Origin of the sequence: Flagellimonas okinawensis, assembly GCF_029194005.1 — a bacterium.
Lineage (GTDB): Bacteria > Bacteroidota > Bacteroidia > Flavobacteriales > Flavobacteriaceae > Flagellimonas > Flagellimonas okinawensis.
Genome location: NZ_JARFVA010000002.1, coordinates 716,505 through 742,202, shown reverse-complemented (window position 1 = coordinate 742,202; position 25,698 = coordinate 716,505). Strand labels below are relative to the sequence as shown.

The following is a 25,698-nucleotide window of genomic DNA, read 5'->3' as shown; positions in this document are numbered from 1 at the left end:
ATGACCAACCGTTATTTGATCATAGCACTTGCGATGCTATGCTTCTATCCCTCGAACGCACAACGAAAAAAGAATAAAAACACTTCTCCCCAATTTCAGGAGTCCTTATATAATGGTATGGAATACCGCATGGTAGGTCCTCACAGAGGTGGACGTTCAGGCACCGTTACCGGTGTTGCCAACGACCCCAACCTTTATTATATGGGTACAGCTGGCGGAGGTGTATGGAGAACCACAGATGCCGGTAACTCATGGGAATGTATTTCCGATGGCTACTTTGGCGGTTCCATTGGCGCCGTTGCCGTAGCGGAATCCGATCCTAATATTATTTATGTGGGAGAAGGTGAACAAACCCTTCGCGGAAATGTTTCCTCGGGTAAAGGCCTTTGGAAAAGTATGGATGCTGGAGAGACCTGGCAATTTATCGGCTTAAAGGACTCTGAGCATATAGCCAGAATCAGGATTCACCCAAACAACCCCGATATTGTTTATGTAGCTGCTATAGGAAATTTATGGAAACCCAACGAGACACGAGGTGTTTTCCGATCAACAGATGGCGGAAAAAACTGGGAAAAAATCCTTTACGTAAGTGACAAGGCCGGTGCAGGCGACCTTGTAATGGACCCTAACAATAGTAGAATTCTTTATGCCTCCACCTGGCAAATGAAACGAAATGGATACCGAATGGACAGTGGTGGTCCAGACAGCAAAATGTTCAAAAGTACCGATGGAGGGGACACTTGGAAAGATATTTCCGAAAATTCCGGTTTACCCGGATTTCCTTGGGGAATTGTAGGCCTTACGGTCTCCCCAGTAGATTCCGATAGGGTTTTTGCCATAATTGAGGCCGAAGACGGTGGTGTCTTCCGTTCGGATGACGCAGGAGCCACTTGGAAAAAAGTAAACGAAAACCGAGGATTGAGACAAAGAGCCTGGTATTACAGCAGAATTTATGCCGATAGCCAGAACAAGGATAAAGTCTGGGTCATGAATGTGAGCTACGGCGTTTCCACGGATGGTGGGAACACCTTTACCTTGAAAGTGGCCGGACACAGTGACCACCACGATCTTTGGATCGATCCGAACAACAATCAAAGAATGATCATTGCAGACGATGGAGGTGCCCAAATTTCCAACGATGGTGGCAACAACTGGACTACTTACTTTAACCAACCCACCATGCAATTCTATCGTATTGCCACTGATAGCATTTTCCCATACCGCATTTATGGGGCACAACAGGACAATACCGCACTAAGAATTTCTCACCGCTCCTCGGGAGCATCCATTACGGAAGATGATTGGGACGTTACTGCCGGAGGGGAAAGTGCTCATTTGGCACCAGACCCAAAGAACAATCAAATAGTGTACGGAGGAACCTACAAAGGTTACATGAACCGTTTGGACCATACTACTGGACAGACTACCTCTACCAATGTGTGGCCGGACAACCCTGCCGGTTCCGGAGCGGAAGTCATGAAATACCGATTTAACTGGAATTATCCGTTGACCTTTAGCCGACACGATTCCAATGTACTTTATGCCGGATCCAATTATTTACATGCCACCACAGATGGAGGACAATCTTGGAAAACCATTTCTCCCGAATTGGCCAGAGGCATACCGGAAACCATAGAATCATCCGGAGGACCCATTACACAGGACAATACCGGAGCAGAATTCTATTCCAATGTCTTTGTAATTACAGAATCCATCCTCGAAAAAGGAGTTATTTGGACCGGTAGTGATGATGGTCTGATACATGTGACCCGTGACAATGGCACCACTTGGAAAGATGTAACCCCTCCTGCTTCCATGTCACCAAAGTTGAACATGATCAACTCGATCGACGCAAGTGCATTCGACCCAGGTACGGTTTATGTTGCCGCTACCTCCTACAAATTCGGGGATTATACTCCATACTTGTACAAAACGGAAGATTATGGGCAATCATGGAAATTGATCACGGATGGTATCAATGAGAATTATTATACCCGTGTGGTTCGTTCAGACAAGGTCCGTAAAGGATTACTGTATGCAGGGACTGAATGGGGCATGTACATTTCGTTCGATGACGGAAACAACTGGACGCCTTTCCAATTGAATTTACCTGTTACGGCTATTCGTGACCTACATGTTAGGGACAACGACCTTATCGTTGCTACCCACGGAAGAAGTTTTTGGATGATAGATGACCTAACTCCACTTCACCAACTGTCCGAAGAAGTCGCCAACAGTGACTTTTACCTGTACAAACCCGATATGGCATACAGGATGTACCAAGAACGTTCTTGGCAAGAGCCCAACACCAAATTGGTTGGTGAAAATCACCCAGATGGCGCCATTATCAACTACTACCTAAAAAGTTTAAAGGAAACCGATACCGTTACCATGGAAATTTTGGAAACAGATGGAAGTGTAATTCAAACCTTTTCCAACCATGCCAAACCGGATAGGCTAAATCCGACTTCCACTCAAAAATTGAAGGTTTCCGAAGGTGGTAACCGATTTGTTTGGAACATGAGATATCCCGGCTATCAAGAGTTCAAGGGAATGGTATTTTACTCTTCTCCGAACATAGGACCAAAAGCAGTGCCAGGTACCTATAAGGCCCGCCTTAGCGTTAATGGAAGTTCCATGGAACAGACGTTTAGCATTGTAAAAGATCCAAGGGTATCGCTCAGCCAGAAAGATTTCCAAGATCAATTTGATTTTGTCATGAAGGTCCGTGAGCAGGTATCCCGTGCCAACAATGCCATTATCAACATCAGAAACATTAAAAAGGATTTGGCCTATTTGAAGGAAAAAACCAAGGACAATCCAGAAATCCAAAAATTGGCTAAGGATTTTGAAAAGGAGCTTTCCATTATTGAGAACAATATCCATATGACAAAAAACCAAAGCAGACAAGACCCTTTGAATTATGGTATACGTATCAATAATAGATTGGCATTTTTAATGATCGACTCACAACGTGGGGACCAAAGACCCACAAAGCAGGCCCAGGAATTTTTTGTGGAAGTCACCAAGGAACTGGATAAAGAGATCAACGATCTTAATGCATTGGTAGAAAAACAAGCCACTTTGATCAACCAAAAAGCAGATCAGAACAAAATCAAAATGATATCCATGGAATAGTGGTCGATCCCTACCTAAAAAAAAGCGCCCTTGATGTGAGGGCGCTTTTTTTATTGGATAAATTATACATCCATGGAAATCCCAATGGTATCCTTATAAACAAAGTATATGGGAATCTTACTGAACATTACCGTAAAGAAAAAACCAATAAAACATAAGACAACCCCAAGTTGCGATGCCAACGAGGATACCAAGATCAACAAAAACAAGGTCAACCAGTTTTTATGGCCAAGTGAGAAACTTGCCTTGATAATTTCAATAGCGGAAAGTTCCTTATCAAATGCAAAAAATGCCGGAAACAGCGAAAGGGGGACCATTAAATAAAAAAGGCCCAGACCACAGGTCAACATCCCAACAATGGATAGACCAAATATGATTAGGCTCATGATTATGGCCTTTCCTAAATATTCCTTTTTAAAAAAATAAAAATAGTCGTCCTTACCAGATTCATTCAGGTCATATTTTTTACAGATCCGTAAAAAACCTGCGTTCAAACAAATAGCGACCATCATCACGGCCGTCATAAAAATCGGCATGATCAATAACATAACACCTCCAACGGCAGGTGGTAACTCTTCACTTTCAAAGGCATTTGGATCGGAAATCCCATAGGAGATCAGTGGAGCATAGAACAACAGATAAAATGGAAGAATGCTCACCATTGTCAGCACAAGAGTTATAAAACCTTGGAGCCAAACTTTTTTGAACAGTTCCACGGAGTTATTAAAAATACTACCGAACTCAATAGGCCCACTTTGGTTGATTCTTTCGGTTATATTGGTAAAATTCATCCCTTAATTAATTTAGTTTTTAATCCTGAAGGTAACACTAACAGGGGATATCGCAATTTATTATTAAAAAACACTGCCATATTGTCACTAAAATGTAATAAGCACTATCTTTGCACCCCATTGAAATATTTATGATAGAGGAAAAAAGCGTAGAAAAAATAATAGACGAAAGCCAACAAGGAAGCACCTTGTCGCTGGAAAATAATGAAAAGAACAGCCGAAAGCTTTATATAGAAAGTTATGGCTGCCAGATGAACTTTTCCGATAGCGAGATTGTAGCGTCCATTTTGGCCAAGGAAGGTTTCAACACCACACAAAACTTGGACGATGCCGACCTAGTTTTGGTAAACACTTGCTCCATTCGTGAAAAGGCGGAACAAACCGTTCGCAAACGATTGGAAAAGTTCAATGCCGTCAAAAAATCCAAACCCAACATGAAAGTTGGTGTTTTGGGCTGTATGGCAGAACGTTTAAAAAGCAAATTCCTTGAAGAGGAGAAAATTGTGGATATGGTGGTAGGTCCGGACGCCTACAAAGACCTTCCCAACCTTATCCAAGAAATAGACGAAGGCAGAAATGCCGTAAACGTAATTCTCTCCAAAGATGAAACTTATGGTGATGTAGCACCCGTGCGATTGAACACCAATGGTGTATCCGCCTTTGTTTCCATTACTCGTGGGTGCGACAACATGTGCACGTTCTGCGTGGTTCCATTCACTCGCGGAAGGGAGCGTAGCCGTGACCCACAGTCCATTTTACAAGAAGTAAATGATCTATGGGAAAAAGGATTTAAGGAAATCACACTTTTGGGCCAAAATGTGGACAGCTACCTTTGGTATGGTGGTGGATTAAAAAAAGATTTTGAAAAGGCCTCCGATATGCAAAAGGCAACCTCGGTAAACTTTGCAGGATTATTGGAACTTGTGGCACAGGCCCAGCCAAAAATGCGAATTCGTTTTTCTACCTCCAACCCACAGGACATGACTTTGAACGTAATCGAGGCCATGGCCAAATACCAGAATATTTGTAAATACATCCACTTGCCCGTACAAAGTGGAAGTAATAGGATTTTAAAAGCGATGAACCGCTTGCACACACGTGAAGAGTATTTTGAGTTAATAGACAACATCAAAAAAATTATTCCTGATTGTGCAATAAGCCAAGATATGATCACAGGTTTCCCCACGGAAACAGAGGAAGACCATAAGGATACCTTAAGTCTGATGGAATACGTGAAATACGATTTTGGATTCATGTTCGCCTACTCGGAAAGACCCGGGACATTGGCAGAGCGTAAAATGGAAGACGATATTCCCGAGGCTACCAAAAAAAGACGACTCACCGAAATCATCGACTTGCAACAACAGCACAGTCATTACCGTACCCAACAACATTTGGGCAAAACCGAAGAAGTCCTCATCGAAGGTCCTTCCAAAAGGTCCGATGCCCATTGGATGGGACGAAATTCGCAGAACACGGTGGTCATTTTTCCCAAGGAAAATTACAAAGTGGGCGATTTTGTGAACGTAAAAATCAATGAATGCACCTCGGCGACTCTTATCGGGGAGGCTATCGAATATTCAAAGAACAATTAATACATGGAGAGTGTTCAAGCCATTAAACAACGGTTCGAGCTTATCGGAAACGACGTAAAGCTCAACCGTGCAATAGAAAAAGCCATTCAAGTGGCACCAACGGATATTTCTGTTTTGGTAACAGGTGAAAGTGGTGTGGGAAAAGAATCCATCCCAAAGATCATTCATTCCCTATCCCACCGGAAACATGCCAAATACATTGCCGTGAACTGCGGGGCGATTCCCGAAGGAACCATTGACAGTGAGCTCTTTGGACACGAAAAAGGAGCCTTTACCGGAGCCACGCAAACCCGTAGCGGTTATTTTGAAGTTGCAGATGGCGGAACCATATTCTTGGACGAGGTCGGGGAACTGCCCCTTACTACCCAAGTACGTTTATTGCGCGTACTGGAAAACGGGGAGTTCTTAAAAGTTGGATCTTCGCAGGTACAAAAAACCAATGTTCGTATTGTTGCCGCGACCAACATCAATATGTTCGAAGCTATAGAAAAAGAAAAATTCAGGGAAGACCTGTACTATAGATTGAGCACTGTGGAAATTAATTTGCCCCCTCTTCGAGATAGACGGGAGGACATCCATTTATTGTTCAGGAAGTTTGCCTCGGACTTTGGGCAGAAATATAAAATGCCTACCATACGGCTGGAAGACGATGCCATTGAGCTATTGCTTAAATATCGATGGCCGGGCAACATACGCCAGCTTCGAAACATTGCCGAACAAATTTCTGTTCTGGAGGAAGACCGTAGCATTTCTGCCAGCACGCTTAATAGCTACCTACCCACTTCCAGCGGCTCAAATTTACCGGCAGTTGTGGGACAGGCCAAAAAAGAGGGTGATTTCAGCAATGAACGCGAAATACTCTACAAAGTGCTTTTTGATATGAAAAGCGATCTGAACGACCTTAAAAAATTAACGCTGGAGTTGTTGAAGGACAATGATTCGAACAAAGTTCAAAGAGAGAATGAGGGGTTGATTCGAAAAATCTATGGCAATCCCGATGAGGAGGACATAGAACACGAGGAAAGTACTAGTGCCGAATTGCTTCATTTACCCGAACCTGTGCTCGAACCTGCAACACCTGCCACCACGCCTCAGCCCCAAGAGGACCGTTATCATTTTGCGGAGGAAATCGAAGAAGAAGAAACCTTATCTTTACAGGAAAAGGAAATAGAATTGATCAAAAAATCATTGGAGCGCAACAAGGGAAAACGAAAAGCTGCCGCGGCAGAACTAGGAATCTCGGAAAGAACGCTCTACAGAAAAATAAAGCAGTACGATCTTTAATCGGAACTCAAAAGTTTAAACAGCTATGATGAAAAAGAAAGGATTAAAGATTGGTTTGCTCGGAGTGATTTTACTGTTCCAAAGTTGTGGAGCGTATAATTTTTCTGGTGCCGATATCGGTACTGCAGAAAGTTTCCAAGTCAATTTTTTCCAGAACTATGCCGATCAAACGCCCGGTTCTGTCATTGTGCCTGGATTAGGGCGTGATTTTACATTGGCGTTGCAGGATATGATCAACAACTTGACCAGTTTATCCTTAACAGGTAGCAATGGCGACTTAATTTACGAAGGTGAAATTGTAGAGTATAAGGTAGTACCGATGACCGCCAACGCAGAACAGCGAACCAACCAAAACAGGTTGACCATGAGCGTAAATGTTCGCTTTTACAATACCACTAAGGAAGATGCCGACTTTGAAAGAAGGTTCTCTTTCTTTTATGATTTTGATGCAGCCGCTGCCCTACCTTCCGTGCAGGCCGCAGCGCACGAAGAAATTTTTGAACGACTTACCCAGGATATTTTCAATGCATCCTTGGGAAATTGGTAGTATTATATGAACGTTTCGGATTTTATACATATTCTTCAAAACTCAAATACAATTCTCTCTCCCAAACAAACAAGGGAGCTAGAAGACATCATTGAGGAATATCCCTATTTCCAGGCAGCACGCGCACTGCATTTAAAGGGACTCAAAAATCTGGACAGCTATAAATATAACAGTGCCCTCAAAGTTACCGCTGCACATACCACGGACAGGGATGTTCTTTTTGATTATATCACATCAAAAGAATTTGTACAGAACAATATTGCAGATGCCATTGCAGGCAGGGGATCTAAACTAGAAGATCAAGAGGCAGTTTCGGAAGAAATAGAGCCGAATCCGAATGCGGCGACCATGCTAACCGAAACCAACGAGCCCGCCTTGCCCCAAAACTTGAGCGATGCAGAACAAATCCTGAATCCCGCACTATTTGAATCCAGACCTCTTAAAAAAGAAACGGAAAAAGAAACCAAACCTAAGGACATTGAGGGTGATTTAAATCTGGGAAAACCCATTCCTTTCACTAAAAAAGAAAAACATTCGTTTACCGAATGGCTTCAATTAACTTCCACCCAAGACGAGCCTGTTGTGGAGCAAAACACGAATGAGGACAACCGGGACGAAAATGTATTGGATGAACTGGAACGGAAGAAAAAGTTCGAACTATTGGACAAGTTCATCGAGAACAATCCTAAAATAGTCCCAAAAGAATCCAACCCAAAAGTGGATATCAAGGAGTCCACCAAGCTGGACAAAAACGAGTTGATGACCGAGACTTTGGCTAAGGTGTATCTAGAACAAAAAAAGTACAAAAAGGCCATTCAAGCGTTTAAAATATTGAGTTTGAAATATCCAGAAAAAAGTGGTTTCTTTGCAGACCAAATTCAGGCGGTGAAGAAGCTGCAGAAAGAAAAAGATAAGAAATGAGCACGTTTTCAATTTTTTTGGTACTGATAATTATCGTGTGCCTTTTGTTGGTCTTGGTCATTATGGTCCAAAATCCTAAGGGAGGCGGATTGTCATCTTCCTTTGGAGGAAGTGGCAACCAAGTTGTTGGTGGTGTTAAAAAGACCGGTGACTTTTTGGACAAGAGTACTTGGACCCTTGCCACCTTGTTGATTGTATTGATTTTGCTTTCCAATGTATCCTTAAAAGGAAACTATAGCCAAGCGGATTCCAAACTACTTCAGGGCGACGATACCGAAATACCAGAAACAGTACCGGAAGAAGTACCAGAACAACTTCCACCGGCCAACACTACAAGCCCAGTAGACACTATTGGATAACTTAAAAGTGACAAAGCATAGAAAAATGCCAGCTTGAAATGACAAGCTGGCATTTTTGTTTTCCAGAATGTCAGTTTTTGGGCAATGGCACAATTTCTGTCTCCTAGATTCAAGAATTTTTAAAACAAACACCTAAAAATTAAAAATATGGCTAAAGTAAATATCAAACCATTGGCAGACAGGGTTCTGATTGAGCCTCTACAGGCCGAGACCAAAACTGCCTCCGGTATCATTATCCCGGACAACGCAAAAGAGAAACCTCAAAAAGGAACTGTTGTAGCCGTTGGACCTGGAACCAAAGACGAAAAAATGACCGTTGCAATAGGTGATACCGTTCTTTATGGAAAATATGCCGGAACTGAACTCAAGTTCGATGGTACCGACTATTTGATGATGCGCGAAAGCGATATTTTGGCAATTGTATAACTTAAAAATCAACTAAATAGAAATGGCAAAAGATATTAAGTTTGACATAGATGCACGTGACGGACTGAAAAGAGGCGTTGACAAATTGGCCGAGGCAGTAAAAGTGACCTTGGGACCAAAAGGTAGAAACGTTATCATCAGCAAATCATTTGGAGCACCTCAAGTAACCAAAGATGGTGTATCTGTAGCAAAAGAAATCGAATTGGAAGACGCCCTGGAAGATATGGGCGCGCAAATGGTAAAGGAAGTTGCTTCCAAAACCAACGATCAAGCTGGTGACGGTACAACAACTGCAACCGTATTGGCTCAGGCCATCGTAAAAGAAGGTCTTAAAAACGTTGCCGCTGGTGCAAATCCAATGGATTTGAAACGCGGTATCGACAAGGCCGTTGAAGCTTTGGTGGCCGATTTGGAAAAACAAGCCAAAAAAGTTGGTAACGACTCTGACAAAATCAAGCAAGTAGCTTCTATCTCTGCAAACAACGATGAAGCTATCGGTGACCTTATCGCCACTGCTTTCACCAAAGTTGGTAAAGAGGGTGTAATCACTGTTGAAGAAGCTAAAGGTACAGACACTTACGTAGACGTGGTTGAAGGTATGCAGTTCGACAGAGGATATCTTTCTCCTTACTTTGTTACCGACACAGATAAAATGATCGCCGATTTGGAGAATCCATACATTCTTCTTTTCGACAAGAAAATCTCCAACCTTCAGGAAATCCTTCCTATCCTTGAGCCAGTAGCGCAATCAGGAAGACCACTTTTGATCATCGCTGAAGATGTAGAGGGACAAGCCCTTGCCACTTTGGTTGTCAACAAATTGAGAGGTGGACTTAAGATTGCTGCCGTTAAGGCTCCAGGTTTTGGTGACAGAAGAAAAGCTATGTTGGAAGACATCGCTATCCTAACAGGTGGTACGGTAATCTCTGAAGAAAGAGGATTCTCTTTGGAAAATGCTTCTTTGGATATGTTGGGTACTGCTGAGACCGTGACCATCGACAAGGACAACACAACTATCGTAAACGGTAGCGGAAACGCTTCTGACATTAAAGCTAGAGTAAGCCAGATCAAAGCTCAAATCGAGACTACCACATCTGATTACGATAAAGAAAAACTTCAAGAGCGTTTGGCTAAATTGGCCGGTGGTGTTGCCGTACTTTATGTAGGTGCTGCTTCTGAAGTTGAAATGAAAGAGAAGAAAGACCGTGTGGATGATGCCTTGCACGCAACCCGTGCCGCTGTTGAAGAAGGTATCGTTGCAGGTGGTGGTGTTGCCTTGGTAAGAGCCAAAAAGGTTCTTGAAAAATTGGCAACCGACTCTTTGGATGAAACTACAGGTGTACAAATCGTGGCCAAGGCCATTGAAGCTCCTTTGCGTACTATTGTGGAGAACGCCGGTGGTGAAGGTTCCGTAGTTATCTCTAAAGTATTGGAAGGCAAAAAAGACTTCGGTTACGACGCCAAGTCCGACCAATATGTGGATATGCTTAAAACAGGAATCATTGACCCTAAAAAAGTAACGCGTATCGCTTTGGAAAACGCTGCATCTGTTTCAGGAATGATCTTGACAACAGAATGTGCCTTGACCGATATTAAGGAAGATGCACCAGCTATGCCTCCAATGGGAGGTGGCGGAATGCCAGGAATGATGTAATAACATCTTATTCGGATATAAATAGGAACGCCCCGATGCAAATCGGGGCGTTTTCTTTTCTCTTAAGTTGTAAGGCTCTCCGTGAGAACCGAAACCACAAGTCACTTCTTTTTACCAGTAGCTTGGGTAGTCTTCTTGGCAACAGGCTTTACAGCTTTTGCAGGAGATGACTTTCCGTTTGACTTTGCTTGTTTCATCAGTCAATAAATTAAAAACTGAAGTAAATGTATTTCAGATTTGAATCCGTAGCTTTTATTTGGCTAAATATTAACTAAAATAAAATCAGTCAATCGTACCCACAACGCTGCCGCAAGTGAGCATGGCATCTCCATAGTACGGATTTCGGATTTCTTCCTCCATACTGAGCCAGTTGGCACCCTTGTCGTTATTGGCCATGGGGCAGTGTTGCACATAGAGTTTTGCATCTAAACCTTTCATTTGTTGACCAATTTGAATCATGTTCTGGGAGAGCAACACAAATGCTTCTCGTTGACCTTCCAAGTCACTTTTAGAGGCTATCTCTTTTAATTGACTCGCTAGTTGTGTGATATGGCTTTTGCCCATGTCATCCATTTGCAAACTCTTAATTTCAGAAGCTATTTCCGCTCCATTCTTCGCCAATTTCTGTGTTTGATCCTGATTTGAAGCTACCAAAGCATCTTTTAAATCCAGATATACTTTTAAAAGGTCACCGAACTTTGATGCCACTTCTTGGGAAAATTCCATTTTCATGCCATTACCCATTTCGGAATGTCCTTCGTGACCCTTTTGCATAGCAGTTCCTTTTTGATTCATCATGGACTTTTTCCCCTGCAACTGCGCAGCAGCATCGACCGTAAATGTTCCTTTTGCCACGATCATTTCTCCCGATTGCAATCCTGAATTGACCACATAACTACCATTCATCAAATTTCCGAGCTCCACCTCACGCATTTCAAAAGTGGAACTATTTTGGTTAGGTTGCACATACACCAAGGAACGCATTCCTGTCCACAAAACAGCACTTTCGGGTATGGTCAAAGCTTCTCCATCTCGCTTATTTGCCACCTCAACCTCTGCTTGTACAAACATACCCGGCTTCAGCATTCCATTTTTGTTATCCAGCTCTACACGAACTTCCAAAGTTCTGGTCTGCTTGTTCAATAAGGGAGCTACAAAGGAAACTTTAGCAGTAAAGGTTTCATTAGGGTAGGAATTGGTGCTCACATCCAGTGTTTGACCTTCTTTAAATAAGCTCAATTGGTTTTCATACGCATCAAAAATGGCCCAAACCGAATTTAAATTGGCCACTTTCACCAAAGGTGAACCTGTTTTAATGTAATCTCCCTCCTCTACCATTATTTCAGAAACCACTCCACTCACATTGGCATATACAGGAAAGTTTTCCAACACCTGTCCAGAGCTTTCGATTTGGTCGATTTGTGCATCGGACAACTTCCACAACTTTAACTTGTTCCGAACCGCCTTGTACAGTTGCGGTTGTGATTCCTTCAATTTGCCCGCCGTGAGTAATTCCTGCTGGGCCGAAACCAAGGCTGGGGCATAAATTGTGGCCAACTTTTGACCTTTACGCACTTCTTCACCTTCAAAATTGATACTTATACTTTCTATTCTTCCGTCAAAATAGGCCGATTGTACCGCATCCGATTCTTGATTTATGGCTACTTTACCCGAAATTTTCACGGAATCTCCCCCACTAACTCCAGAACCGACCATTACTGTTTCCACACCTGCCAAGACCATGGCATTCTCTGTCATTTTAATTTGGTTAACGGCCAATCCCTCTCCCCCATTATCCGCAGGGATCAAATCCATGCCACAAATAGGACAAGAACCAGGTTCGGGTTGCATTATCTGAGGGTGCATGGAACAGGTCCACATTTCACCCGAAGCAATTTCAGCACTGTGGTCATGCTCATCCGAAGTGGTGGTTTCTGTATTGCCACCAAATATGAGGTATCCGGCCAACAATCCGACCACCACGGCAATTCCGATATAAATGATGTTTTCCTTTTTCATCGTATCATTTTTTTCTTTTAACCAAATTCCTCATCGTGGGTGACGAGGTAAACCAAAGTAAAAATCCGCTCATCACGGTAATCAATCCCAAAAGGGAGAAAGCTCGAAGCACAGTAGTATTAAAATCGTCCCGGCTTTCATAATCCATGGTATGTGTCATCCAAAGAAAATCGAACCAACGCCAATCGCGGTGCCTAACGGTTTGGAAAGACCCATCTGCCACTGAAACGTAGGCTTTAATATTTTCGGGGGAATCATAAGAAATCACATAAGCAGGTAATTTTCGCTCACGGTACTCGTGATGTTTATCTGTTTCATCGATTACCTCAACTCCTTTTACGTTTAATTCAGATGACATTTCACGGTTAGCAACAGCTAGGGCTTCTTCTTCCGAAATCCCTTCTTTATGGTCTCCTGTTCTGGCATCTACCAAAAACTCATTGTTGATCCAATAATAAGGTTTCCCTGCGATCTCCTTTAAGCTCAACGAACTGATTTTAGCAGGTAATTCGAGCTCTGAAAACCCAATTAGGTCATCAAAAGCAGCGGGTTCATAATCCATGTTTCTGAAATGATCTCCGTGTATCTCATCAATATCCGTCCAGCTAAAATATAATCCGCTGGCTGTCCACATAATGAATTGAATCCCCAAGAATATGCCCAAATATCTATGGGCCTTTCTAATTTTAACCGCTGTTGTTCGTTTTACCATTTTTGTTTTAGTCGATTGATTTAGTTCTTAATCTTAATGCATTGGCGATAACAGAAACCGAGCTAAAGCTCATGGCCAGTGCGGCAATCATGGGTGAAAGCAAAATCCCAAAAAAGGGATAGAGCACACCTGCTGCAACTGGAACCCCGATGGTATTGTATATCAATGCAAAAAATAGGTTTTGTTTTATGTTCTTCATGACGGCCTCACTAAGGTTTCGTGCTTTTACAATGCCGTGCAGGTCGCCTTTCACCAAGGTAATCATGGCACTTTCTATGGCAACATCGGTACCGGTGCCCATAGCAATACCCAAATCACTTTTTGCCAATGCCGGAGCATCGTTGATACCATCACCAGCCATGGCCACTACCTTGCCCTCACCTTGCAAGCGCTCCACTTCCTTCATCTTATCTTCTGGCAAGGTTTCGGCTTTAAAGTCATCTAAATGCAATTCGCTGGCGACAGCTTTAGCAGTGGTAGTATTATCCCCTGTGAGCATAATTACAGCTATGCCCTTATCTTGAATCGCTTTGATGGCCTTACCACTTGTTTCCTTGATTTTATCTCCAATACTCACAAAAGCTTGACATTTGCCATCAACAGCTAGATAGGAAACCGTTTTTCCTTTTTCTTGTGCTATTTTTACCTTCTCCTTCATCTCATCCGAGACTTCAACATTCGCCTTTTCCATCAATTTGATGTTCCCCAAATGTATCTTCAAGTCGTTGATTTTTCCCTCAACACCCATACCTGTAACAGCATTGAAAGATTCTGTTTTTAGAATCTTGATGTTTTTCGCCTTACCATATGTTACGGTGGCTTGCGCCAAAGGGTGCTCACTATTGGCATTTACCGAAACCACATATTGCAATAAATCCTCTTCGGAATAGGTATCTGAAAATAATTCCAATTTGTCAAAAGTGGGTTTCCCCTCAGTGATGGTTCCTGTTTTATCAATGATCAAGGTATCCACATCGGCCATTTTTTCCAGAGCCTCCGCATTTTTGATAAGCACCCCATTTTGAGCTCCTTTCCCAACTCCTACCATAACTGACATCGGAGTTGCAAGACCTAAAGCACATGGGCAAGCAATGATCAAAACTGCAATTGCATTGATCAAGGCATAAACATAAGTGGGTTGTGGCCCCCAGATGGCCCAAACAGCAAAGGTCAGAATGGAAACAATGACCACGGTCGGCACAAAATAGGCCGATACTTTATCCGCTAAATTTTGAATCGGCGCTCGGCTTCGACTGGCATCGTTTACCATACTGATGATTTGGGAAAGCAAGGTGTCGCTACCTACTTTTTCTGCCTTCATCAAAAAGGATTGATTACCATTGATTGTTCCGCTACTTACTTTATCCTCTACTCCTTTTTCAACAGGAATGGGCTCTCCCGTGATCATGGATTCATCCACGGAAGTCTCTCCTTCAGTAATAATTCCATCCACCGGAATTTTTTCTCCCGGTTTTACTCTTAATATATCACCAAGTTCAATGTCGTCAATGCTTACTTCTACTTCTTCCCCATCCACAACTTTTATAGCTTTGTTCGGTGCCAGTTTCAATAATTCCTTTACGGCATTGTTGGTTTTGCTATGAGCCCTAGCCTCTAACAATTGCCCTAAAAGTACCAAGGTGAGGATTACGGTTGCGGCTTCAAAATAAACATGCACGGCTCCTGTTTCCCCTTTGAACTGTTCAGGGAAAAATCCAGGGAACAATAATCCAAGTACACTGAACACAAAAGCCACTCCCGCACCTATACCGATTAGGGTAAACATGTTCAAATTCCATGTTTTGATACTTCGGTAGGCTCTCTCAAAAAACATCCAAGTGGCATAAAAAACGACTGGTAGTGACAATACAAACTGTACCCAATTCCAATATTTAGGCGACAAGATATTGTGCAATGGATTATTGGGTATCATATCGCTCATGGCAATCAAAAAGATAGGTAAGGTAAAGGCCAATGCCACCCAAAACTTTTTGAGCAGTTTTTTATAGGTCTTTTCCTCAGCACTGGCTTCTGGTTCTTTGGGCACAAGGTCCATTCCACATTTTGGGCAGGAACCTGGACCATCCTCTACAACTTCCGGGTGCATGGGACAGGTCCATTGCTGCATGGAGCTAGTGGACGTGTTTTGCTCCTCCACTAAGTCCATCCCACAAACAGGACAGTCACCGGGCTTGTCATAGGTCTTGTCTCCTTCACAATGCATAGGGCAATAAAAGGTTCCCGTTCCATGGGTTGGAGCTTGCTTTTTTTCTTGTTTCGGTTCGAGATGATGTCCAGGCATATGAATGCTATAGCTACCACCATCCTTTTGCATTGCTTCTTGGAATTTTTCGATTGGAATATGCTCCTCCATCTCGATCACGGCCTCGGCTTTTTCCAAATTCACCTCAACCGCATTCACTCCTTCCACTTTGAATAGGGTTTCCTCTACATGATTTCTACAGCCATTACAGCTCATTCCGTGTATGTGATAGGTATGTTTCATCTTGTTTGTTTTTATTCAAAACTAGCTGAACACCAGTTGGAAGCTTTTTACAATTCTGGATGTCTTTTATACAATTTCATCCAAAGGCTTCCGATTCCAATCTTGTACTTTTCGATAGTCGCTCATCGACATCCCTGTTATCGATTTAAATTGTTTGGCCAAATGGCTGCTACTTTTATAGTTCAAATCATAAGCGATTTCCGAAAATGTTTTCGTCTCCATTTGGATTTCTTCCTTAACCCTTTCAACCTTTAAAAGGATGAAATATTTTTCAATAGTCAGCCCTTCTTTGGCACTGAACATTTTACTGAGCGACGAATAATCTTTGTTCATTTTTTCTGAAAGGTATTTCGAGAGATTCTGGTGCAAATCATCATTCAAGGCATTGAGCAAGTATTTTTTAATATCAGCAATGTAGCTGTCATTCAAACCTTCTATTAATTCAAAACCATTTTTGACCAAAATCTCCCGAATACGTTCCATTTGTATTTGGGCATTTTCAGCAAACTGAATTTCTCCCAAGTCCATTTGCACCACTTCGATATCAGCCTTCCCAAACTCTTGTTTTAGGACTGCTTTGCATCTATCGCAAACCATATTTTTTACTTTAATGCGCATCTTCGGTACAAATGAATTTCTAATTAATGTTGTTCGTGATCTTCCATTTGAAAGTCCTCGTTCAAAACGTAGGTCATACCACAAACTGGACATTTCCCTTCTTCATCACTACCACTACCTTCGCAGTGCATTGGGCAAACATATTTGGAAGTGTACTCCTTACCTTGTTTATCTGCGGTTTCCATGTTGTCCATATCATGTCCTTCATGGTCCATATTATCCATATCGCGACCTTCATGTTCCATGGTCGCTTCAGTTGAAGTTTCCTTTGCTTCCTCTGTTTTCCCTTTGCACGATACGGTAAGTACCAAAACTGAAGCGAATGCGATTCCGATAATAGTTTTAATGTTTGTTCTCATTTTGATAAAATTAATTTACTTATTTATTAAATAATTGATGATAGCAGATTGTAGGTAATACAACTGCACGGATTGTATTTGATTCGTCTGGAACTTTAACTGTAACTCCTGAATATCCAAGACATCATTAAAGTCAATAGTTCCCGTTTCATAATTCTTGATCAGGATTTCTTCGGCATCCTTGGCCTGTTTTAAATTCTTTGTTTGGGTTTGATGCGCTATTCTCGCCTGGTTCCTTTGCGAAATAGCATTGGCATAGGCATTTTCCAAAACATTCAAGCGCTCCTCTTTTTGAAGTTCAATTTCCTTTTGACGAAGCTCGTTTTGCTTGGAAACAGATCTAAACTTATTGTTGAAAATAGGCACTGAAAAAGTGACCATGGGCATTACAATATCCTTCCCGTTATCGCTAAAAACCATATCATCCCGTTCCGAGACAGGAATGTAATCAAGTCCAATCCCAAAGGTAGGGGCGTTTTCTTTTTGATTAAGCAGCTCCGATTGAGTAACCGATTCATATAACTGATCGTATTTCAACAATTCGGGATTAAGGCTCAAATCCTCTTTATTGAGAATGGGGTCGTTCTCGGGAACATCCATATCATCTACCACTTCAACGGAAATACTTTCATCACGGTTCAACAGATTATTAAAAACGGCCTGTTCTGCGATATAGGATTGTTCCAACACCTCTTTCTGTTGCTGCAATTCGTTTTGTCGAATTTGAAGTTTCAACACATCCACAGCCGAAGCTTTTCCCACTTCCACGGAGGTCAGGGCCAAAGTTTCGTAGGTTTTAAGCAATTGCATGTTTTCCTGAAGCACCTTTTGTTTGGCTTGAATTCCGTAAAGCTTGTAATACGATTGCGCTACGGAAAGGGCCAATTTTCGCTTGGCAATCACAATTTCAGCATATTCGGTCTCTGCCATGGAACTGGCATAATTTTCACGGGCTGTAATGGTTCCAAACCAAGGCAACATCTGCGACACTGAAAACTTGGCTCGTTGTGCCCCTGTTCTCGTCTCTGGTTCGCTCACAAAATACCCAGCTCCAATCGTAGTGTTGGGCAATGTGTTTACCTCCTTCACTTTTTCCTTGGCAATATTATAGCGTAATTCCAAAGCCTGAATCATTGGGCTGTTCAATTCCGCTTGCTGAAGATAGCTTTCCAAGGACTGTGCATTTAAGCCCATAGCAAAAAGCAGAAAAACTATATATATCAATCTTGTTCTCATCGGTTTTGCATTTTAAGTTGCAATTCACTTTTCCAGCTGTAGAGCACAGGCACCACAAACAATGTAATCAATGCGATCAGCATGCCCCCAAAACTTGGAATGGCCATGGGTATCATAATGTCGCTTCCCCTTCCTGTACTGGTAAGGACGGGCAACAGTGCCAAAATGGTGGTAGCGGTAGTCATTAAACACGGTCTGATTCGTTTTTCACCTGCTTCCAATACCGAAGCACGAATTCCCTTCAGGCTTTCTGGTTTGTTCTTATCAAAAGTCTGGGTTAGATACGTGGCCATCACCACCCCATCATCCGTAGCAATACCGAAAAGAGCGATAAATCCAACCCAAACGGCCACACTCAAGTTGATGGTATGCATTTGGAAAAGGTCGCGTAGATTTTCACCCATAAAACTGAAGTTGAGGAACCAATCCTGGCCATAGAACCAAATCATTAAAAATCCACCGGCAAATGCCACCATAATCCCTGAAAAGACCATCAAGGATGTAGCAACCGACCTAAACTGGAAGTAAAGAATCAAGAATATGATCAACAATGCCAATGGGACCACTACAGACAGGGTTTTCTTTGCTCTCAATTGGTTTTCATAGGAACCCGTAAACTGATAACTGATGCCTTTAGGCACCGTCAATTCCCCACTTTCTATCTTTTCCAAAATCTTGGCTTGGGCATTTTCAACGACATCCACTTCAGCATAACCATCTTGCTTATCAAACAGCACATAGCCCACCAAAAAAGTATCCTCACTTTTAATGACTTGTGGTCCTTGCTCGTATCGGACGGTTACCAACTCACTCAAAGGAACAGGACTGCCTTTTTGTACAGGAACATAAATGTTCCCGATATCTGTGGGATTTTCCCGAAGTTCTCTTGGGTAACGAACCCGAACACCATAACGTTCCCTTCCTTCCACAGTTTGAGTCAACGTCATCCCACCAAGGGCAACCTCCAAGATTTGCTGTACATCTTCGATAACAAGACCGTATCGAACGAGTTTTTCGCGATCAATATCGATAAGGAGATACGGCTTTCCAACGATTCGGTCTGCAAAAACAGCTTCATCCTTAACCCCAGTAGCTTCTTTTAGAATAGGTTCCAGTTGAAGTCCGAAGTTTTCAATTTCCTTTAAATCCTGACCTTTCACTTTAATTCCCATAGGGGCACGCATCCCAGTTTGAAGCATCACCAACCGCGTTTCGATGGGTTGCAGTTTGGGAGCCGAGGTAACTCCAGGTAGTTTCGTAACTTTCACAATTTCATTCCAGATATCGTCCGGTTTCTCGATTTCGGGACGCCAGTTTCGGAAATATTCCCCATCATCATCTGGAATCAAAAGGTCTCTATCGATTCGCAATGGTTCGCTGACATGGTTTTCGGCATAATTCTGTTCATTACTTACCTCCAAATTTGGATTGGCCAGCACTTTTCCATTGCTCAATTCAAAATAACCATCAGCATTGACCTTAAATCGCTGTGGACTACCCGCTTCATTTTTTTGATATTCCGACCTGTATTGAATAATATTCTCGTACATGGAAAGTGGTGCTGGATCCAAAGCTGATTCTGTTCTTCCAGCTTTCCCAACTACGGTTTGGATTTCCGGAATAGTAGCAACGGCCATATCCAACTGTTGCAAGACCCGTTTGTTTTCTTCAACTCCAGCATGAGGTAAAGAAGTAGGCATCAAGAGGAAAGAACCTTCATTTAAGGAAGGCATAAACTCTTGACCTGTATTTCGCATAATCAAGAATCCGAAAACAACAATGACGGTCGGAATGGACAGGAACATCAATTTATTTTCCAAAGCCCAGGTCAGAATACGACTATAGTATTGTCTGAAGAGATAAAACACTCCCAATAACACACCACAAATCAACCCAACAAAGAGCAAGTTAATGCCAATACTACGATCAAAGCCCAAAGGTCTCCAATACGTGGCCAATAAGAAAACAATAGTTGCAACGCAGATACCCACATTGAACATTCCCGCTTTCTTTTCATCAATAACCTCTCTCAATTTGAGGATTCCTGTAGCACCAAAAGCAATCAAGGCTAATCCCAACCAATATCCAAAAGCGATGGCAATTAATCCCAAAGCAATCAAAAGCCCACTCCAAATGTATTTGATGGTTTGATTGGAACTTTTCTTTCTAAAAATGATGGCGGCAAAAGGTGGAATCAAAAACAGGGCTACGATAATGGATGCCGTCAATGCCATGGTTTTGGTAAAGGCCAAGGGCCTGAAGAGTTTTCCTTCGGCACCAACCATGTTAAACACTGGAATGAAACTAATGATGGTCGTTAATACTGCGGTTAAAATGGCACCTGAAACTTCGGAGGTCGCGTTGTACACTACCTCATTCGTAGATAAATTTTTATCGTTTTCATCCATGTGACGGATGATATTTTCGGAGAGAATCACCCCGACATCGACCATGGTTCCTATGGCAATCGCTATACCTGATAGCGCAACAATATTGGCATCTACACCAAACATTTTCATGGCGATAAACACCATGAGAACGGCCACGGGCAACAGGCCGGAAATCAAAACTGAAGCCCTAAGGTTGAACACCATGACCACAATCACTAAAATGGTAATGAGGATTTCAAGGGTCAAAGCTTCGTTGAGCGTTCCCAACGTTTCTTGGATAAGTTCTGTTCTATCATAAAAAGGAACAATGGTGAGTTGCGAAGTGGTTCCATCTTTCAAAACTTTGGAAGGAAGCCCTGCGCTCAACTCATTTATTTGTTCTTTTACGTTATTGATGACTTCCAATGGATTGGCACCATAACGGGCCACGACCACACCTCCAACCACTTCGGCACCTTCCTTGTCCAGAATCCCGCGACGAACAGCTGGTCCCAAAGAAACTCGGGCCACATCCTGAACGCGAATAGAGGTATAATCAGTTACTGTAACTACGGCATTTTTTATGTCGTCCAAAGATTTGATGTAACCCAACCCACGAACCAAATACTCCGCTTTATTGATCTCCAGGGTTTGCGCACCAATATCCCGATTACTTTGCTTTACAGCTTTTACAACTTGATTCAACCCAACATTGTACTGCTTCATCAGTTCGGGATCTACATCTATTTGGTATTCTTGTACAAATCCTCCAATAGATGCTACCTCGGACACGCCCGCTGCGGATGACAATGCGTATTTTACATAGTAATCCTGCACACTACGAAGCTCTTGCAAATCCCATCCCCCAGTGACATTTCCATCTTTATCGCGACCTTCCAAGGTGTACCAGAAAATCTGGCCCAAAGCAGTGGCATCGGGTCCCAAAGCTGGATTTACACCATCAGGCAATAGGTTGTTTGGAAGCGAATTGAGTTTTTCAAGTATTCGGCTTCGACTCCAGTAGAATTCCACATCTTCTTCAAAAATGATGTAGATACTCGAAAAACCGAACATAGACGAACTACGAATGGTCTTGACCCCTGGGATACCCAATAAGGAAGTGGTCAATGGATAAGTTATTTGATCTTCGATATCCTGAGGAGAACGACCGGGCCATTTGGTAAAAACAATCTGTTGGTTCTCGCCAATATCAGGTATGGCATCCACTGCAACCGGATTACTAGGCAAAACACCCCCCATATCCCAATTAAAAGGTGTGCTTACGATACCCCAAGCCATAAAAACCAGCAGGAGCAACACGGCTACCAATTTGTTCTCTATTAAGAATTTGATGCTTTTGTTCAGCATAAAGCTTTGATTTAAACATTAGATCGACACAAAAACGCGTATAAACGCAACTGCCCAACCAATCGGGTCGGGAAAATTCAATCAATGCTTAAATCAAATAAGGAAAGTCTGGTCAAGAACCTGCACGTCACGTATCAATGGTGGCGGGTTGTACTCACTGAAAGTAGTAGGTTCTTCGGAATCAATTTCAAAAAGATGAAAATAGGTTTGGACAAAGCTTACCAAAAAGATTTGTTGGTCCAAATCGAAGTTCTCAAAAGAGATTTTTAGGTCATCCTGACCTTGAACAGTGAAAGATTCATCATCACAACAGGATTTTTCCATATCCATATCCATACCGCAATCATCAGCATGGGCAAAAAGGGAAATATCCATCACACGGCCCATACAAATATGCTTATCAACCGTCCACGAAACCGTGGAAGCCAAGACCAATAGGGCCATTAAAGAGGATAGTATTTGATGAAAAAACTGTTTCATTCGACTACAAAACTACAAAATATTAACATTTATTGTTTTGCTTAACAGAACTTTATCTGTTTTTGGCCTGTAAGCTTTCTTTTTGTTTGTCGAACAAATCCACTATTCAATACATTTGCAAAAAAATTACCTCATGCTAAAATCATTGGAACCCAAGGTGCTTGAAATCGTAAAAGACGGAACCAAATCCGTTGATACCCGTTTGGGCGAAATCTGTGAACTTTTGCGCAGTAATGTGAATCATTACGATTGGGTTGGGTTCTATTTTAAGAATGGTGACAAGGAAGAACTGAAATTGGGACCCTATGCCGGCGCACCCACCGATCATACCATCATCCCTTTTGGAAAAGGCATTTGTGGGCAGGTTGCCATGAGCAATGAGAACTTTGTGGTTCCTGATGTGGCTGCCCAAGATAACTACATCGCTTGCAGTATTACCGTAAAAGCAGAGATTGTGGTACCCTTATTTATAAATGGTGAAAATGTGGGTCAAATTGATATCGATTCCAACACTCCAGACCCATTTACCGCCGAAGATGAGCGCTTTTTGGAATTCATCAATGCCGAGGTGTCCAAAATTCTGTAAAACTTCTCATATTTTGTTGATAAACCGTTCTGCTTTTTAGATTCAAAAAAAGTACTTTTGTGCGCTTAATAAATTGATTCTAAGACAGAGAAGATGACTGCTAAAAAAGCCTCCGCCGCATTAATTTCCGTTTTTCATAAGGACGGATTGGAACCTATAGTTAAAAAATTGGATGAACTTGGTGTAACTCTTTATTCTACAGGAGGAACCGAAAAATTTATCCGCGACCTTGGTATCGATGTGGTACCTGTTGAAGATGTGACCAGCTACCCATCCATTTTGGGCGGTCGTGTGAAGACTTTGCACCCCAAAGTTTTTGGAGGTATTTTGAACAGACAGGACAATGAAAGTGACGTTGCCCAAATGGCGGAATTTGATATTCCACAGTTGGACATTGTAATCGTAGACCTATATCCTTTTGAAAAAACCGTTGCCAGCGGCGCATCGGAACAAGATATTATCGAGAAAATCGATATCGGTGGTATTTCCTTGATCAGGGCTGCTGCCAAAAACTTCAAGGATGTACTTTGCGTGTCGTCCATGGAGGATTACGAAGACTTTTTGAACGTAATCACCGAAGGAAACGGAACCACGACTTTGGAAGATCGCAAACGTTTTGCTACCAAGGCGTTCAATGTTTCCTCGCATTACGATTCAGCTATCTTCAATTACTTCAACCAGGAAAAAGAAGAGACTGTATTAAAAATCAGCGAGACCAAAGGTCAGGTATTACGTTACGGCGAAAACCCACACCAAAAAGGGTTCTTCTTTGGTGATTTTGAGGCAATGTTCTCAAAACTTCATGGAAAGGAGCTATCGTACAACAACCTATTGGATGTAGATGCCGCTGTAAACTTGATGGGGGAATTCAAAAATGATGACCCAACCTTTGCCATCTTAAAACATAATAATGCCTGTGGATTGGCCACGCGCAGTACCATTAAACAAGCATATGTAGATGCATTGGCAGGTGACCCTGTTTCTGCTTTTGGCGGTATTTTGATTTCCAACGTAGAAATCGACAAACCAACTGCGGAGGAAATCCACAACTTGTTCTGCGAAGTGGTTATTGCTCCAAGCTATTCCGATGAGGCTTTGGAAATCTTGAAAGGAAAGAAAAATAGAATCATTTTGATTCAAAACGAGATTGAATTACCGGAAACTTTGGTCAGAACTTGTTTGAATGGCATCTTGGTTCAGGACAAAGATTCCAAAACCGATTCCAAAGAAGATTTGACTCCAGTAACAGAAAAACAAGCTTCACCAGAAGAAATCGAAGATTTGATTTTTGCCTCCAAATTGTGCAAGCACACCAAAAGTAACACCATTGTTTTAGCCAAAAACAAACAATTGTGCGCTAGCGGAACTGGTCAAACTTCACGTGTTGATGCATTGAACCAAGCCATACACAAAGCAAAGTCATTCGATTTTGATTTGAACGGTGCCGTTATGGCCAGCGATGCGTTCTTCCCATTCCCTGATTGTGTGGAGATTGCGGATAAAGCTGGCATTAAAAGTGTGATTCAACCAGGAGGCTCCATCAAAGACCAATTGAGCATTGATTATTGCAACGAAAATGGATTGGCCATGGTGATGACAGGTACTAGACATTTTAAACATTAATTTTAGTACTTTAGCCGTTAAATTTTACCGTTAATCCGAAATAGACGCTTTTTTTATGGGATTTTTTGATTTCATGACCGAGGAAATTGCCATTGACCTTGGTACTGCAAATACCCTGATCATCCACTTGGATAAAGTGGTTGTAGACAGTCCTTCCATTGTGGCCAGGGACCGTGTATCAGGAAAAATAATCGCGGTAGGCCGCGAAGCCAATATGATGCAGGGGAAAACCCATGAAAACATCAAAACCATACGACCTTTGAAAGACGGGGTGATCGCCGACTTTGATGCATCGGAAAAGATGATCAGTATGTTCATCAAAAATATTCCTGCGCTCAAGAAAAAGTGGTTTCCGCCAGCACTGCGTATGGTCATCTGTATTCCATCAGGTATTACAGAAGTGGAAATGCGTGCGGTTCGAGAGTCTGCAGAACGCGTTAACGGTAAAGAGGTTTATCTGATTCACGAGCCTATGGCAGCAGCAATAGGTATCGGTCTTGACATCATGCAGCCCAAAGGAAACATGATCGTGGATATAGGTGGAGGTACCACGGAGATTGCAGTCATAGCACTTGGAGGTATCGTTTGTGACAAATCCGTAAAAATTGCGGGTGATGTGTTTACCAACGATATCATTTATTACATGCGCACCCAACATAACTTGTATGTTGGTGAAAGTACCGCTGAAGCCATCAAAATTGAAATTGGTTCGGCAACCGAGGATTTGAAATCTCCTCCGGACGACAAATCCATCCAAGGTCGTGATCTATTGACCGGTAAACCAAAACAGGTTCAGGTCTCTTACAGAGAAATTGCCAAAGCTTTGGACAAAAGTATCTTACGGGTAGAGGATGCGGTTATGGAAACCTTGTCCCAAACCCCGCCGGAATTGGCTGCCGATATTTACAACACAGGTATTTATTTAGCAGGTGGTGGTTCCATGCTCCGTGGTCTGGACAGAAGGCTTTCCCAAAAAACAGATTTGCCGGTTTATATTGCCGAAGATCCTTTGAGAGCGGTTGTTCGAGGTACAGGTATTGCGCTTAAAAACTTGGAACGCTATAAAAGTATTTTAATAAAATAGGGCTGTAATTCTTGCAGTTCCAT

Annotated in this window: 20 protein-coding genes; 11 read left to right on the top strand and 9 right to left on the bottom strand. The window is 42.3% G+C overall.

What is annotated here, in order from left to right; translation table 11 throughout:
• Positions 1-3,138, top strand: a complete 3,138-nt coding sequence (locus PY091_RS09120; RefSeq protein WP_275649394.1) for a WD40/YVTN/BNR-like repeat-containing protein — start codon at positions 1-3, stop codon at positions 3,136-3,138.
• 62 nt (positions 3,139-3,200) lie between these two features.
• Here the strand turns inward: PY091_RS09120 and PY091_RS09115 are convergent, their stop codons facing one another.
• Positions 3,201-3,929, bottom strand: a complete 729-nt coding sequence (locus tag PY091_RS09115) for a hypothetical protein (RefSeq protein ID WP_275649393.1) — start codon at positions 3,927-3,929, stop codon at positions 3,201-3,203.
• A 131-nt stretch (positions 3,930-4,060) separates the two neighbouring features.
• Here PY091_RS09115 and miaB point away from each other — a divergent pair, with 131 nt between their 5' ends.
• The 7 genes from miaB to groL all read left to right on the top strand — a co-directional run bounded on the left by miaB (position 4,061) and on the right by groL (position 10,715).
• A complete protein-coding gene (gene miaB / locus PY091_RS09110; protein WP_275649392.1) occupies positions 4,061-5,524 on the top strand; it encodes a tRNA (N6-isopentenyl adenosine(37)-C2)-methylthiotransferase MiaB in 1,464 nt (487 codons plus the stop codon).
• A 3-nt stretch (positions 5,525-5,527) separates the two neighbouring features.
• Positions 5,528-6,808 carry a sigma-54 interaction domain-containing protein gene (locus tag PY091_RS09105; protein WP_275649391.1) on the top strand — a complete coding sequence of 427 codons (1,281 nt, stop codon included), beginning with the start codon at positions 5,528-5,530 and terminating at the stop codon, positions 6,806-6,808.
• A gap of 28 nt (positions 6,809-6,836) precedes the next feature.
• Positions 6,837-7,355, top strand: coding sequence for an LptE family protein (locus PY091_RS09100; protein ID WP_275649441.1), 519 nt, complete (start codon positions 6,837-6,839; stop codon positions 7,353-7,355).
• 6 nt (positions 7,356-7,361) lie between these two features.
• On the top strand, positions 7,362-8,276 hold the full coding sequence (locus PY091_RS09095; protein ID WP_275649390.1) for a hypothetical protein: 915 nt from the start codon (positions 7,362-7,364) through the stop codon (positions 8,274-8,276).
• Positions 8,273-8,635: a preprotein translocase subunit SecG gene (secG, locus tag PY091_RS09090; protein ID WP_275649389.1), complete on the top strand. Its 363-nt coding sequence runs from the start codon at positions 8,273-8,275 to the stop codon at positions 8,633-8,635. Before PY091_RS09095 ends, secG begins: the two co-directional genes overlap by 4 nt.
• 147 nt (positions 8,636-8,782) lie before the next feature.
• Entirely contained in the window at positions 8,783-9,061 is a 279-nt protein-coding gene (locus tag PY091_RS09085) for a co-chaperone GroES (protein WP_275649388.1), read from the top strand.
• A 22-nt stretch (positions 9,062-9,083) separates the two neighbouring features.
• Positions 9,084-10,715, top strand: a complete 1,632-nt coding sequence (gene groL / locus PY091_RS09080) for a chaperonin GroEL (RefSeq protein ID WP_275649387.1) — start codon at positions 9,084-9,086, stop codon at positions 10,713-10,715.
• A gap of 282 nt (positions 10,716-10,997) precedes the next feature.
• On the opposite strand, the gene PY091_RS09075 is transcribed toward groL, so the two are convergent.
• The 8 genes from PY091_RS09075 to PY091_RS09040 form a co-directional block, all read right to left on the bottom strand.
• Positions 10,998-12,734: an efflux RND transporter periplasmic adaptor subunit gene (locus PY091_RS09075; RefSeq protein ID WP_275649386.1), complete on the bottom strand. Its 1,737-nt coding sequence runs from the start codon at positions 12,732-12,734 to the stop codon at positions 10,998-11,000.
• Between the two features lie 4 nt (positions 12,735-12,738).
• A complete protein-coding gene (locus PY091_RS09070; RefSeq protein WP_275649385.1) occupies positions 12,739-13,446 on the bottom strand; it encodes a hypothetical protein in 708 nt (235 codons plus the stop codon).
• Positions 13,447-13,453: 7 nt separating this feature from the next.
• Complete coding sequence (locus tag PY091_RS09065) at positions 13,454-15,952, bottom strand: heavy metal translocating P-type ATPase (protein ID WP_275649384.1); 2,499 nt, start codon at positions 15,950-15,952, stop codon at positions 13,454-13,456.
• A gap of 66 nt (positions 15,953-16,018) precedes the next feature.
• Entirely contained in the window at positions 16,019-16,570 is a 552-nt protein-coding gene (locus tag PY091_RS09060; protein ID WP_275649383.1) for a helix-turn-helix domain-containing protein, read from the bottom strand.
• A 23-nt stretch (positions 16,571-16,593) separates the two neighbouring features.
• On the bottom strand, positions 16,594-16,929 hold the full coding sequence (locus PY091_RS09055) for a heavy metal-binding domain-containing protein (protein WP_275649382.1): 336 nt from the start codon (positions 16,927-16,929) through the stop codon (positions 16,594-16,596).
• Between the two features lie 15 nt (positions 16,930-16,944).
• Entirely contained in the window at positions 16,945-18,165 is a 1,221-nt protein-coding gene (locus PY091_RS09050) for a TolC family protein (RefSeq protein ID WP_275649381.1), read from the bottom strand.
• Positions 18,162-21,902 (bottom strand): efflux RND transporter permease subunit, encoded by a 3,741-nt coding sequence (locus tag PY091_RS09045; protein WP_275649380.1) that lies wholly within the window; start codon positions 21,900-21,902, stop codon positions 18,162-18,164. The genes PY091_RS09050 and PY091_RS09045 overlap by 4 nt, the downstream gene beginning before the upstream one ends.
• Before the next feature lie 93 nt (positions 21,903-21,995).
• A complete protein-coding gene (locus tag PY091_RS09040) occupies positions 21,996-22,382 on the bottom strand; it encodes an HYC_CC_PP family protein (RefSeq protein WP_275649379.1) in 387 nt (128 codons plus the stop codon).
• Between the two features lie 133 nt (positions 22,383-22,515).
• Between PY091_RS09040 and PY091_RS09035 the strand changes: the two genes are divergently transcribed.
• The 3 genes from PY091_RS09035 (at position 22,516) to PY091_RS09025 (ending at position 25,675) form a co-directional block, all read left to right on the top strand.
• Complete coding sequence (locus PY091_RS09035; RefSeq protein ID WP_275649378.1) at positions 22,516-22,968, top strand: GAF domain-containing protein; 453 nt, start codon at positions 22,516-22,518, stop codon at positions 22,966-22,968.
• Between the two features lie 93 nt (positions 22,969-23,061).
• Positions 23,062-24,591, top strand: a complete 1,530-nt coding sequence (gene purH, locus PY091_RS09030; RefSeq protein WP_275649377.1) for a bifunctional phosphoribosylaminoimidazolecarboxamide formyltransferase/IMP cyclohydrolase — start codon at positions 23,062-23,064, stop codon at positions 24,589-24,591.
• 55 nt (positions 24,592-24,646) lie between these two features.
• The gene (locus PY091_RS09025) at positions 24,647-25,675 is read left to right on the top strand and encodes a rod shape-determining protein (RefSeq protein ID WP_100816354.1); all 1,029 of its coding nucleotides are present in this window, start codon (positions 24,647-24,649) and stop codon (positions 25,673-25,675) included.
• Positions 25,676-25,698: the final 23 nt, after the last annotated feature.